The 13459-nt window shown below is 54.3% G+C and carries 13 protein-coding genes and 2 pseudogenes; 7 read left to right on the top strand and 8 right to left on the bottom strand.

Annotation, left to right across the window (positions count from 1 at the left end; genetic code table 11):
• Positions 1–20: 20 nt before the first annotated feature.
• From ABFT80_RS12410 to dctP, 3 genes are all read right to left on the bottom strand, one after another.
• The gene (locus ABFT80_RS12410; RefSeq protein WP_347972240.1) at positions 21–1337 is read right to left on the bottom strand and encodes a TRAP transporter large permease; all 1317 of its coding nucleotides are present in this window, start codon (positions 1335–1337) and stop codon (positions 21–23) included.
• Entirely contained in the window at positions 1337–1885 is a 549-nt protein-coding gene (locus ABFT80_RS12405; protein ID WP_347972239.1) for a TRAP transporter small permease, read from the bottom strand. Before ABFT80_RS12405 ends, ABFT80_RS12410 begins: the two co-directional genes overlap by 1 nt.
• Positions 1886–1957: 72 nt before the next feature.
• Complete coding sequence (dctP, locus tag ABFT80_RS12400; protein WP_347972238.1) at positions 1958–2938, bottom strand: TRAP transporter substrate-binding protein DctP; 981 nt, start codon at positions 2936–2938, stop codon at positions 1958–1960.
• A 159-nt stretch (positions 2939–3097) separates the two neighbouring features.
• On the opposite strand from dctP, the gene ABFT80_RS12395 reads away from it, so the two are divergent.
• Entirely contained in the window at positions 3098–3757 is a 660-nt protein-coding gene (locus ABFT80_RS12395; RefSeq protein WP_347972237.1) for a GntR family transcriptional regulator, read from the top strand.
• Positions 3758–3875: 118 nt separating this feature from the next.
• Here the strand turns inward: ABFT80_RS12395 and ABFT80_RS12390 are convergent, their stop codons facing one another.
• The 5 genes and pseudogenes from ABFT80_RS12390 to ABFT80_RS12375 all read right to left on the bottom strand — a co-directional run bounded on the left by ABFT80_RS12390 (position 3876) and on the right by ABFT80_RS12375 (position 9407).
• Positions 3876–5474 (bottom strand): BCCT family transporter, encoded by a 1599-nt coding sequence (locus ABFT80_RS12390; RefSeq protein ID WP_347972236.1) that lies wholly within the window; start codon positions 5472–5474, stop codon positions 3876–3878.
• Positions 5475–5768: 294 nt separating this feature from the next.
• The gene (locus tag ABFT80_RS12385) at positions 5769–7217 is read right to left on the bottom strand and encodes an alanine/glycine:cation symporter family protein (RefSeq protein ID WP_347972235.1); all 1449 of its coding nucleotides are present in this window, start codon (positions 7215–7217) and stop codon (positions 5769–5771) included.
• 759 nt (positions 7218–7976) lie between these two features.
• Positions 7977–8148, bottom strand: a pseudogene (locus ABFT80_RS28075) (ImmA/IrrE family metallo-endopeptidase); the annotation flags it as partial.
• Positions 8149–8229: 81 nt separating this feature from the next.
• Positions 8230–8868, bottom strand: a complete 639-nt coding sequence (locus tag ABFT80_RS12380; protein ID WP_347972234.1) for an NrsF family protein — start codon at positions 8866–8868, stop codon at positions 8230–8232.
• 2 nt (positions 8869–8870) lie between these two features.
• On the bottom strand, positions 8871–9407 hold the full coding sequence (locus tag ABFT80_RS12375) for a sigma-70 family RNA polymerase sigma factor (RefSeq protein ID WP_347972233.1): 537 nt from the start codon (positions 9405–9407) through the stop codon (positions 8871–8873).
• Positions 9408–9570: 163 nt separating this feature from the next.
• Between ABFT80_RS12375 and msrB the strand changes: the two genes are divergently transcribed.
• From msrB to ABFT80_RS12345, 6 genes and pseudogenes are all read left to right on the top strand, one after another.
• Entirely contained in the window at positions 9571–10062 is a 492-nt protein-coding gene (msrB, locus tag ABFT80_RS12370; RefSeq protein WP_347972232.1) for a peptide-methionine (R)-S-oxide reductase MsrB, read from the top strand.
• A gap of 23 nt (positions 10063–10085) precedes the next feature.
• Positions 10086–10820, top strand: a complete 735-nt coding sequence (msrA, locus tag ABFT80_RS12365; RefSeq protein ID WP_347972231.1) for a peptide-methionine (S)-S-oxide reductase MsrA — start codon at positions 10086–10088, stop codon at positions 10818–10820.
• Between the two features lie 54 nt (positions 10821–10874).
• Entirely contained in the window at positions 10875–11759 is an 885-nt protein-coding gene (locus ABFT80_RS12360) for a cytochrome b/b6 domain-containing protein (RefSeq protein WP_347972230.1), read from the top strand.
• Between the two features lie 2 nt (positions 11760–11761).
• On the top strand, positions 11762–12550 hold the full coding sequence (locus ABFT80_RS12355) for a molybdopterin-binding protein (protein WP_347972229.1): 789 nt from the start codon (positions 11762–11764) through the stop codon (positions 12548–12550).
• Between the two features lie 112 nt (positions 12551–12662).
• A complete protein-coding gene (locus ABFT80_RS12350; protein ID WP_347972228.1) occupies positions 12663–12956 on the top strand; it encodes a hypothetical protein in 294 nt (97 codons plus the stop codon).
• Between the two features lie 319 nt (positions 12957–13275).
• Positions 13276–13459, top strand: a pseudogene (locus ABFT80_RS12345) (hypothetical protein); the annotation flags it as partial.

Below are 13459 nucleotides of genomic sequence, written 5' to 3'. Positions count from 1 at the left end.
CCGCCACAACTCTTCCTATCCTAGATTGCAGGCCCCATCACCGCATTCGGAAGCCAGGTGGCTATGCCCGGGAAGAAGCACAGGATGAGGATCGCAGCCACCATGCACAGGACATATGGCATCGAACCTTTGAGGATCGTCTTCAAAGAGATGTCAGGTGCAATGGAGTTGATCACATAGAGGTTCAAGCCAACCGGCGGGGTTATCAATCCGATCTCCAGATTGATCGTCAGAATGACAGCAAACCAGTATGGATCAAACTGAGCAGCCGTGAGGATTGGCATCAGGATCGGCGCCGTCATGAGGATAACGGCGACGGGCGGCAGGAAGAACCCGGCAACCAGTAGAAAGAGATTGATGACGGCCATCAACACCCAGCGATTCACGTCAAGTTCTGCAATCCACTGTGCGATGGCCTGTGTGATGAAAAGCGATGACATCATGTAGGCGAAGACGCCCGCAGCCGCGATGATGAACATGATCATCACGGCTTCCTTGGTGGAATCGCGCAGCACTGCCCAAATCGCAGCAGGCTGCCACATTTTGTAGATGATGATCGCCATCACGAGACAGAGAAGCGCACCGATCGCAGCTGTCTCGGAGGGCGTCGCTACACCACCGTACATGGCATAAAGAACACCGAGAATGACGACGATGAAAGGGATAACGCGCGGCAGAACTTCCAATCGTTCCGCAAGAGAATAGCGTCGCGGAGACAAAAGATGTAAAGCTCCGCTTCTCCAGGTGCTGTAGATCGTCCAGATCATAAATAGGCTGACCAGCATGATACCCGGCAAAACACCTGCCAGAAAAAGCCGGCCGATCGACGTCTCGGTCGCAATGCCATAAACGATCATCGTAACGGATGGCGGAATGAGAATGCCCAACGTCCCGCCCGCAGCAATCGACCCTGCGGCAACCTCGTCCGAGTAACCGCGCTTGCGCATTTCGGGTATGCCCATCTTTCCGATCGCCGCGCAGGTAGCCGGACTGGAGCCTGACATAGCCGAAAACAACGCACAGGCACCAAGGTTGGAGACGACCAGACCACCTGGAACGCGGGTCATCCATCGTTCGAGTGCTTCAAAGAGATCGCCGCCAGCTCGCGTCGACGCGATGGCAGCCCCCATGATTATGAACATCGGGATCGATAACATCGTGAAGCTGTTCAAATCCGCGAAGTAAACTTCGGGAAGCATTGAAAGTGAACGCGTCCCGTCGAAAACCAGCAGGAAGAAAGCCGAAACGAGCAGAAGGCCAATGGCGACCGATGCGCCGGAAAACAGAATAATGATCGTTGCAAAGGCCACGATCAGGCCAAGCGTCAAGGGATCCATCAGCGTTGCTCCAGACCGAAAGGTTCATCAATGCGCAGATAAAGAGCTGCAAGATCGGCCAAAAGCTGAAGCAGATAGAGGCCGAAGCCGACTGGCAACGCAAGCCAGGGAATCCAAAGCCTCACCCCCCATACGGTGCTTGATTTCCAGTTGCGAGTGAACGCCTCATGCCATGCGTGCAGCGAGTACCATGCGATCGTCGCGACCAGAATTATGGTCAGTATGAGAACCGTATAGGCAAGCATGCGTCTTGCGCCCATGGGGAGCATGGATGGAACCAGATCGACATTGACGTGGCCGCGCAGTCGCTGAACATAAGGCAGGCCGACAGTCGTTGTCGCAATCATCATGTAGATGACCGCTTCGGTCTGCCAGATGGTCGATTGGCCGAGCACAAAACGCACGAAAACCATATGGCATGTGACAAAGATCGAAGCGATGATGAAGGCCGCGGCAACCCACCCGCACAGATTGGAGAGTTTTCCGACAAACGTCACAAGAGGATGCGATTTCCTCTGGATTTCGGAAGCCGAAATCTGACTTTCCATAGCTATTTTCCTAAAAGCAGCATTTGGGCTTACGGGCGCATCTTGGAAAATGCGCCCCGTTTTCCAATTCGGTCACTTAACCTCGAATGCCATATCGAGAAGTTTCTGGCCGCCGGGAACCTCGGCCAGAAAAGCCTTGTAAGAGGTTTCCTCGGCAAGCTTTTTCCAGGCGTCAAAATCCGCCGGTGTCATCGTGGCAATTTCCACGCCAGCCTTTTTGAAAGGCTCGATCGACTCGACGTCCTCCTTCTTGGCTTCTTCGAGATAGAATGTTTCGGCCTTCTTTGAGGCCGTCCGCAACGCGTCCTGCTGTTCAGGCGTAAGCCCGTCGAAAGTCGCCTTGTTGATCAGCATGGGCTGGTACATGAACCAGAGAGCAACGTCGGATGCCGGCGTATAACACTTCACCTGCTCGTACAGCCTGAACGAGACGAACGATGAAGAAGAGGTGTTCATTGCCTGCAGAATGCCCTGCTGCATGCCATTATATGCTTCCGATGACGGCATCGAGGAAATGGAAGCGCCTGCCCCCTCCAGCATCTGCTCGAAAGCCTTGCCCGCAGCACGAACGGTCAAACCCTTTACATCCTCAGGCTTGGTTATGCATTTGTCCTTTGAAGCGAAGCCGCCCGCAAGATAACCGTGAACGAGAACCATGACGTCATCCTCGGCCATTATATCTTCAAGAGCCTTCATGAACGGACTGGTGTTCATCCGTGCCGCATGATCATGATCCTTGATGAGGCCCGGCATCAGTGTGAGATTGTATTCCGGGCGCTGGCCACCGGCGTAGGAAAGCGGAAGCACAGTCATATCGAGCTGGCCGCGCGAGAGCGGAATATATTGCTCGTTTGCCTTGAACAAGGAGCTTGAGGGGAAAATCTTGATCGAAAGGTCTACATCGGCAGCCGCAACATCTTCGGCAACCATCTGCGCGATCTTGTGGCGTACATCATTGGGTGCAAACTGGTGTGATAGCCGAAGCTCAGTCGCACCAGCCGTGGCACAGGCAAAAATGGACAAGGCGGCTGTAGCCGCAAAACACTTCAACATCGCTGTCTCCTCCCAGAGATCATTTTGATAGTGGTGTCTTATAGAATGCGGTCTCCACCCCATTCGGACCGCAATGAGTAAAGTTATTGCATTTTGTGTCAACCCTCTTGTATGCAAGAATCGTTTTGTTGTTTTCGTTTAACGTTGCAGGAAATACATATGAGCAGTCGGTCGGATACGGTTCGCGAGAGGCTCGAGCAGATGATTGTCGAAGGCGTTTTCAGTAGCGGAGAGCGGCTGGACGAGATCAAGCTTTCTCAGCGTTTCGATGTATCGAGAACGCCACTTCGCGAGGCTTTTCAGGCGCTTGCAGCTTCGGGGCTGCTAGAATTGCAGCCGCGGCGCGGCGCGTTCGTCCGGCACCCGGCATTCGAAGAACTTATCGAAATGTTCGAGGTTATGGCAGAACTCGAAGCATTCTGCGGCAGGCTGGCCAGCCGTCGCATGACGTCCGAGTTGATTTTAAAATTGAGTGAAACTGTGATCGTTTGTGAAGAAGCGGTCGCAGCAGACGATGTCGATGTCTATTATCGTGCCAATGAAACATTCCACCATCTGGTTTATGAGGCTTCCGGAAACACTTTCCTCGCGGCAGAGGCAGCAAGACTGCATCGACGCCTGAAACCGTTCCGTCGCATGCAGCTGAAGGTCCGCGGGCGTATGGCACAATCGCTCGCGGAGCATCGCAAGATTCTCGATGCCCTGATCAGCGGCGATGCAAAAGTCGCATCCGAGACTTTACGCGGACATGTCGCCGTGCAGGGTGGAACATTCAACGACCTTATCGTGAACTATCGGCGGGCTTCCAAAAAGGAATAGAAGAAGGAGCATTGCGCGAAGCGTTGCAAGAGCCCTCTGGCTCTTGCACTGTGATTTGGCGCACTACGGAGCGTTGTCGTACAGCCAAAGCCCGCCTGACACCACCCCTGTCCTGTCATCAGCGGGGTTCCGTCCGCAGGACTTTCCAAGTAGCGTACATCATCAGCAACAGCAGGATCACGAAGGGAAATCCTGTCGCGATCGCGCTGGCCTGAAGCGCCGCAAGCCCTCCACCCAGCAACAATACGATCGCAACCAAACCTTCGAAGATTGCCCAGAAAACACGCTGTGCGACTGGCGCATCCACCTTGCCTCCCGCGGTGATCGAGTCAATGACCAGCGAGCCGGAATCCGATGATGTGACAAAAAACACGATCACCAGCACGATGCCAATCAGCGATGTCACGGGTGCGAACGGCAGATCTGCAAGCATCGCGAAGAGGGAAAGTTCTGGCACATAGTCGACCACGGTCTGCTGAACGCCTGTGTAGCCATCAGCGAGAAACTGATTCATCGCAGTGCCGCCGAACGTCGTCATCCATAGGATCGACACTAGCGTCGGAATGATCAGCACGCAGACAAGGAACTCCCTCACCGTGCGGCCACGCGATACCCGAGCGATGAACATGCCGACGAAGGGCGACCAGGAAATCCACCACGCCCAGTAGAAAGTAGTCCAGCCGTGGACAAAAGCCTCGTCTTCACGTCCGAACGGATTCGCCAGCGCGGGCAGATTCATCACATAGTCGACGGTGTTGGTGAAGAAGCCGGTGACAATAGAAAGCGTCGGTCCCAGTATGATGACGAACAGCAGCAGTAGGATCGCCAGCGCCATGTTGATTTCCGACAAGCGTTTCACGCCGGCATCAAGTCCAGCAACTACCGATCCAAGGGCGATGGCCGTGATGCCCAGGATCAGGATCACCTTCATCGTATCGGTGTTGGGGACACCGTAGAGTTCGTTGAGGCCGGCTAGCGCCTGCGATGCACCAAAACCAAGCGAGGTGGCGAGACCGAACAGTGTTGCGAAGACCGCCATGATGTCGATCACATGCCCGATCCAGCCACGAATACGTTCACCAAAAATCGGATAAAAAGCCGAGCGGATCGAGAGCGGCATGCCTCTGTTGTAAGTTGCCAGCGCAAGCGAAAGAGCTACCACGGCATAAATGGCCCAAGGGTGAAGGCCCCAATGGAATATGGTCCCGGCCATGCCCAGCTCGCGGGCCTGTGGAGCCGCACCTTCAACCAGCAAGCCGTCAACAATCGGAGGCGCGAGGCCAAGCGGCGGATTATTGAAATGATACATCGGCTCCAGCACGCCAAAGAACATCAGCCCGATGCCCATACCGGCTGCGAAAAGCATCGAGAACCAACCAGTATAGGAAAAGTCGGGCGTTGCCTCCGCTCCACCGATTCTTACTTTGCCGAGCGGTGACACAACGACTACGAGGCAAAACAACACGAACAGGTTTGCCGAAATCATAAACAGCCAATCGAAGGTGGAGGTCAGCCAGGTACGTAGGCTTTCCAGGGCCGGTCCAATCGAATCCCTGAAGATCAGCGTGACAATTACGAACGATATGATCGTCACCGCTGAGATGAAAAACACCGGATTGTGGACATCCAGACCCAGCACGCGGATATTGTCCTGGCCAGCTTCAAGTCCGTGTTCACCAATACCGACTTTTGCTACTCTCACCTGCGAACCTGTCATGTTTCCCTCCCATTATATCAGCCCGAACCGTTAAGTAGAGCTGAAGCAAAGCGATCTTCGCACATATGCAAAAGTGACGCAAAAATAACACCTTCAATTGCCTGATCGCGACTCCATTAACGGAGATCGAGACATTGACGGTTGATATAAGACTAGGGACGAGCCTGTGCACCCAAATCTCGGAATGAATATAGGGCTGCCAGATCGGCTTAGGTTGTTGAACTGTCCGTTCGGCGGCCATGGAATAAAAAGGCCCACCGAAGCGGGCCTTGATTCTTGGCATTTACTACGACCTTATTTCGAGCCTTTATGCTCTGCACTTTGAGCATACGGCCAAGCTGCAGGTTCGATATCCAGATCGCTAAATCTTTCCGGCTCAAACACAGGCCGCGCGACGCCTTGTTTCAATTGTGAACGAAAATCGTTCAAAATTCGCAAAGCGACCGGGAATAGCATCATGATGGCCATAAGATTGACCAGCGCCAACACTCCCATTAACGGATCAGAAAAAAAGAACACCGCAGTAGCCCCCGGTGCAATGGCACCCAAAAAAACGACTGCGACAACGGCGACGCGCAGAACATGCAGCGCTGCTGCACTCCCGGTCATGACCTTCAATGCCGTCTCTCCAAGATAATAATTGTAGATGATCGAACTGAACGCGAACAACAAGATGGCGAAGGTCAGGAAATATTGTGTCCATGCGCCAACGGACGCAACCAGCGACTGCTGCGTCAGAACGATACCGTCAACACCCTCCGCACCGGGCGTGTAGACCGGGCTGAGCAGGATGATGAAGGCCGTGCACGAGCAGATGATGATCGTGTCGATGAACACCGAAAAGGACTGGGTGATACCTTGGCTGATCGGATGACGAACATCCGCGGTTGCGGCCACGTTCGGAGCAGAGCCCAGCCCCGCCTCGTTGGAGAAGAGACCGCGACGCAATCCCTGAGCTAGCGCTGCACCGACACCGCCGCCGACCACCTCTTCAAGGCCGAAGGCGTTTGCGATGATGCTCCAGAACACGCTGGGCAAGTCCGTGATGTTCATCACGATTACAAACAGCGCCAGACCAATGTAAATGAACGCCATTACCGGAATGATCACATCGGCCGCTTTGGCAATGCGTCGGATGCCGCCATAGACGATGAAGCCGGTTATGATGGCAAGAACGACACCGCTCCATATCCTGTCGACCCCCATGCTCTCATTAATTGCCCCGGCAAATGTGTTGCCCTGAAAGGCATTGAACCCAAAGGCGAAGGCAGCCATCAGGCAGATCGCATAAAACATCGCGAGCCATTTGTATTTTTCACCTAACCCGTGAATTATGTAGGCCGCCGGCCCTCCTCGATAGGTCCCATCTCCATTTGGCCTTTTGTAAAGCTGCGCCAGAGAACACTCAACAAGGCTGGTCGCCATTCCGATCAAGGCGACCATCCACATCCAGAATACCGCACCCGGCCCACCGACGGTGATCGCCACTGCAACACCGGCAATATTTCCGCCGCCGACCCGGCCACCTACGGAAACGAGGAGTGCTTCACGAGCGCTGATAGCATTCGGGTCGGCACTCTGATTCTTCGAGGAAAGAACGCGAAACATCCTGCCAAAATATTCGAACTGCACAAATCCGCTCATGACGGTAATGAAGCCGCCAAAAATGATCAGTATGGGGATCAAGGACCATCCCCATGTGAAATCCTCGACTAAACCGAAAAAACCTCTAATGATTTCCATGGTTCCACACTTCTCCGTCTTGTTTCAGGGAGTGTCGAACCATTGCCGCTTCCGACACACTGAAGGTTCAGTATCTGTCGAATAGCTACGGGATGACAAGCGAAGGCTTCGTTGTACTTCGCGTGAACAGAACACATTTGGAGCATGGCTTGAAAATTCGGGTTAGGAAACCGTTGTTCGAAAGACAAAGCCAGAGGCTGGAATATCGGCGCTCAACACTCTCCACTTGGAGGCCTTCCAGTCCGTTTAAGGCGGTGTCCGTTTCTAGGTGAAGGCCTGGTTCGTCTCTACTGTCGATAGGAAGGCGCAAAGTTACCGCTTGCATAGTTCTGAGGAAAGCCGTCGAGAGGTGTTATAACTTTGGGCATGGCGCAGCGATGGTCGGCGAGTTCGCCAGAGTCGATCCAGATATATCCGCTAATTCTATTTTTTCCCGCTTTGCCCACTCTATCAGGTTGGGTAGGCGGTAGCTATCGTCCCGCCATCTTTTGAATATTGAGACGTCAATTGTTTCATTGACCTTCGCCGTATCAAATGAAAAATCGACGCGGTGAGACGATGAACAATGCAACACCAGGGCTGACCTTGGCCTTTTCCTTTTCTCTGCGTTTTCGACATGTCGCCACCTTCGCTGAAAAGCAATTAGGTTTTCGAGCGCCCCCGCGTCCTTCAATCGCCGAACAGTTCACAATCTGACCGCCTGATTAGCAAGCAAAACGTCTCTTCGTGACCATAGCCAGCGTTTTCGACAAACCCTCGACGCAAGTTGTCCAAACGGAAGTGTCCGATCTCATGCCCGGTAATTAAGCGCTCTCGCGTTTTATTTGAGTGCGAGTTCATCTGGATCGTTTTCGCCCAAAGTTTGCCGAGCCCAAGATGTAGCTCCGTCCGCATCGAGGCCAGCTTGTTCAGCGAACTGCAGTTTGATGGATGCGGTTTCTGATTAAAAAACTTTGGTATTACCTGCGTAAAGCGTCGCCTGGGTGCCGGATACTTGAAGTCGGATCGGATGTCACCAGCGGGTCACACGCGGTGCGATCAGTGCTCCGGCAACCGTGAGAATTGCGACCGCAATCGAGTACCAGGTCGCGACGAAAAGCGGCGAGTCGTCGATGCAATGCGCTGCGTAAAACGTCGCCGCTATCCCGCCCGCAAACAGACCGGCGAAGGCTCCGGCCATACGCGGATGTGTCGGTGCGCCATGGCGCAGCACTCCGAGAAAAACCGCCAGCGGACCGATGCCGATGAACGGAATGAGGGTGAGGCATAGCAGGCTATTCGAGCCGACGAGCCTATCGCTCCATACCGATTGAGGCACGGCAAAAAGTTCGAATATCACAGCCATTGCCAACAGCAGCGGTGCAGGCAAAAGCCACTTCGCGTCGCCGCTCTCATAACCGTCCGGCCGCGCCAATGCGCGTAAAACCTTATAGGCGCTGAACGTCAGGGCGAGCGCGAATACGAACTTCGACAAGAAGCGGACGGTCTGCGCAGCATCGGCAAAATCCGGGCGCGGACCAAGCATCACAGTAAATGTAATGGCGGCCAGAAAGATCGCCAGAGCAACCCCCACCAACCACGCCTTGCGCATCGGCATAGGTTTGACGTTTGCTTGCGAAGCCAATGTCCTGATCATCTCGCTGGTTTCCATGCTCATTCCTGTCCAAACCGCTTCATGATCGCATTCAGCCCGCGATGCAGGGATACGCGAACCGCGGCCTCCTTCATGCCGAGCTTCTGCGCCGTCTCGCTGATCGAATGCCCCTCCACCGAAATCGCACCGACGATATTGCGCTGGCCAGGCGGCAGAATGTCAAGCGCGCGGCCAATGTCGCGATCGCTGGCAATGCTCTGCTCAGGCTGCGCGAATGTCTCTGCAATATGGTCGATGTCGATTTCGATCCTTCGCCCGCGTTTGCGAAACGCATCGATGAGCTTGTAGCGCGCAATCGCAAATATCCACGGCAGCACCGGCATGTCCGTCAGCCATGTGTGGCGCTTTAAGTGAATTGCAAGCAAGGTTTCCTGCACTATATCCTCGGGGTCCACGCCTCCCTGTACGATCTTGCGCCGCGCCATGCCGCGCACGAGCACCGCTACATTCTCCAAAAACAGTGCGTAGACTTTCTCGTCTCCGGCGATCGCTGACCGCAAGAGACCGGCAAGTTCGCGTTCTCCCTTGCCGTGCACCTACTTACCTCCCGATTACGTGCGAAAACGCTGCTTTGTTACATGAACGAGGAAAAGCTTGTCAGCGAGTCAGCCTATCACACTCTCGTGTTCACACATGGATGTAACAGCGCCGTTACTACCAACGAAGATGGGTAGACTGTTTCAAAGCAAGGACTTTCCAATGGCAACACGTCGACAGATTCTGAATAGCGCGTTGTGGGGCACCATTCTTGCGGTAACGATGCAATTTCCAAGCGTCCGGGCGGCATTTGCGGTCACCGGCAAGATAAAGCGCAGCGATGCGGAATGGCGCAAGATGCTGTCGGAACAGCAATATGATGTTCTGCGGCAGGAAGGCACCGAAACCGCTTTCACCAGCGACCTTTTGCACGAGGAACGCGCCGGTAATTTCACCTGCGCCGGTTGCGACCTTCCGCTGTTTTCTTCCAAGACGAAATTCGACAGCGGAACGGGATGGCCGAGCTTTTGGGCGCCGCTCGACAACGCAGTCATCACCAAGACCGATAATTCCTATGGAATGGCCCGCACAGCCGTCGAATGCGCCAGATGCGACGGGCATCTTGGGCACGTCTTTAATGACGGTCCGCAGCCAACCGGCCTTCGTTATTGCATGAACGGCGTTGCGATGAAATTTGCCGCTGCCGCTGCCTGACTATCTTAAAAGGAGTTTATGACATGACATATTCATCCGGAAAATCGACACTTGGATATTATCGAGCGGCTCTCGCGGGCGGCTCGTTTTTGGCGGCTGTTCTGTTTTTCGGTGGTATCACACCAGGCTCCGCCGAAACGGCAACCATCATCCCGCCGCCAGCAAAAAGTGCAGCTGCCACCGGTTTGAGAACCGAAAAGGCAATTTTTGCCGGCGGCTGTTTCTGGGGCGTTCAGGGCGTGTTCCAGCACGTAAAAGGCGTGCAAAACGCCGTTTCCGGCTATGCCGGAGGTCAATCGTCAGCCGCCAAATACGAAATTGTCAGCAGCGGTCAGACTGGCCATGCGGAGTCGGTCGAGGTCACCTACGATCCCAAAGTCGTGAGCTACGGAAAACTGCTTCAGGTCTATTTCTCCGTCGCGCACAACCCGACCGAACTTAATCGGCAAGGTCCGGACACCGGCACGCAATATCGCTCGACGATATTTGCAGAGAGCAAGGCGCAAAAGGAGACTGCCGCGTCCTACATCAAGCAGCTAGATGAGGCGAAGGTCTTCGATGCACCGATCGCGACGACCATCGAGATGTCGAAAACTTTCTATGCGGCCGAACCGTATCATCAGGATTATGCGACGCTTCATCCCGATAGCGGCTACATTGCAACCTACGATCTGCCGAAGCTCGACAATTTGAAAAAACTGTTCCCGGATCTCTATCGGGCCGAGCCAAAGCTGGTTGCCAACGCGGCGGTTGACTGAGGGAAGCTGAGAACGACGCGTTGCCATTCGGTTTACAAGAAAGCGAGGACGTCCATGACCGATATAACGTCGCGCGGCATAGCCGAACGCGAAACTCCGATCAGCGAGAGCGCGATCAAGAAACCGCTTATCTACCGCCAACGTCTATGGACGCGGTTGACGCATTGGTTATGGGCGATCGCGCTTTTCTTCCTGCTGCTTTCCGGGCTGCAAATATTCAATGCGCACCCGACACTTTACGTCGGCAAGCAGTCCGGTTTCGGTTTCAACAATGAGGTGCTCGCGCTCGGGTCGACAAATACGGCAGACGGTCCGGCGGGCTACGCGCGCATCTTCGGAAAGAGCTTCGATACGACCGGCGTACTTGGATTATCCGGCTCAGAGGCAGACCGTTCCAGCCGCGGTTTCCCCGCATGGGCGACCATTCCTTCCTATCAGGATTTGGGCACTGGACGCGTCGTGCATTTCTTCTTTGCATGGGTACTCGTCATCACGCTTTTCGGCTGGCTGGCCGGAAGCCTGATCAACGGGCATTTGCGCCGCGATCTTGCGCCGCGAGCAGAAGATTTGCGCAATTTGCCCCGCGATATAATTGACCACGCAAAACTCAGATTCCATCACACGCGCGAATACAACACCCTCCAGAAGCTCGCCTATGGCGGCGTGCTGTTTGTCGTGTTTCCGCTCATAATCCTCACAGGCCTTGCGATGTCGCCGACCATGAATGCGGTCATCCCTTTCCTTGCGGACGCATTCGGCGGACGCCAGACCGCGCGAACAATTCATTTCGGCATGATGCTGCTGCTGGTCGGGTTCTTCATCGTGCATATGCTGATGATCGTGGCTGCCGGTCCGCTGAACGAACTGCGCTCGATCATCACCGGCTGGTATCGCATAGACCCGCCGAAGCCTCACGGCGACAAGGGTAAGGAAGCCTGATCATGTCCAAGTTCAAGCTTTCGCGTCGTGCTTTTCTGACTGGAGCCGCTGTTGGCGGGTCGGGGCTCATGCTTTCTGGCTGCGACGTGCTGGACGGTTATGGCACGAACAGCGGCGTGCGGAATTTTCTCGAAAACGCCAACAATCTGACCTATCGCGTGCAAAGGCTGCTTGCCGGGCAGAGTGCCATGGCGCAGGAATTCACCGAAGCCGACATTCGCCAGCCGCAGCGACCGAATGGCGTCACCTCGCCGGACAATGAAGATTACAAGGCGTTTCTCAATAACGGTTTTGCCGATTGGCGACTCGATGTCGGCGGCCTCGTCGAAAAACCGCTTTCATTATCGCTCGCGCAATTGCAGATGATGCCTTCGCGAACGCAGATCACGCGACACGATTGCGTCGAAGGCTGGAGCTGCATCGCGAAATGGACCGGCGTGCCGCTGTCGCTCGTACTTGATGAGGCCAAACCAAAGCCGTCCGCACGTTACGTCGTTTTTAAATGCATGGACACGATCGACCGCGATCTTTCCGGCGAGATAAAATATTATGGCTCCATCGACCTCGCAGACGCCCGTCATCCCCAAACGATCCTCGCTTACGGAATGAACGGCGTGCCTTTGCCGGTCGAAAATGGCGCGCCGTTGCGGGTTCGGGTGGAGCGACAACTTGGCTATAAAATGCCGAAATACATAGGCAAGATCGAATTAGTCGACAGCTTTGTACCGATCGGCATGGGACAAGGCGGCTATTGGGAAGACAATGGCTATGACTGGTTCGGCGGGATCTAAATTTCGTCGGCAATAAATCTTTCACGAAACTGTGACCCCGTAACAAATTCCTATCGCGACCGAACTCATTTGCAGGGGAATATTCCCCGAAATGAATAGTGAGGAATTTATCATGCTCAAGACAATGTTCGCCGTCGCAACCGTCGCGCTCGCCCTCTCGCAACCGGCATTTGCTGCTGAACCCATGAAATCTGACGGCGCGATGAAAAGCGATACCATGATGAAATGCGACGATGCTTCGATGATGAAGATGGATAGCCAGATGGAGGCTATGAAGGGATCGGCGGAGACGAAGAAAATGGCGATGGAGGAAATGGAGATGGCCAAGGACTCCATGAAGGCCAACAAGATGGATGACTGCATGACGCATATGGACAGTGCCATGAAAGCCATGAACAAGGGCTGATGCCATAACCACGCCTACACGGCGAGGCTTGTGTGGCCTCGCCGTCCAGTTCTATTCTTTGCTTTCAGCAGTTTTAGATACTCAAACGCGGCCATATTTCACCGGCTGGTTTCCAATGATCTTCTGAGCGCCAAGCGTGACACACATGATCTCTTATTCGTTTTGAAGACCCGTCGGATTGGTCCGGAGGTCAGCAGACATTAATCTTAATCGCCTTTTCCATCGCCAGCGGCCCTACTCATGCCGCTGACTTAACGCTTCATTATCAGCACTCACCGGATATAGAAAATACAGCGCCAACGACGACAAGAAGCAAACATTGACCGGCGAGTTTTTCTTCAAGTTGCTGAACCCAGCTATCTCGCTGATCTTCACTGCGACATTTTTGATGCTCTGGCAGCGGCGTCGGTCTTACCGATATCCGCTACTGCTCGCGCTTGCATTCTTTATGAGTGGCTTAGGGTTCGCCGCGAATGACTTCCTGGCTTCGTTTGATGGACCTG

It is taken from the genome of Foliimonas ilicis (assembly GCF_039939195.1).
GTDB lineage: Bacteria > Pseudomonadota > Alphaproteobacteria > Rhizobiales > Rhizobiaceae > Foliimonas > Foliimonas ilicis.
The sequence above is the reverse complement of the archived record's forward strand: the minus strand, read 5'-3'. Positions and strand labels throughout refer to the sequence as shown.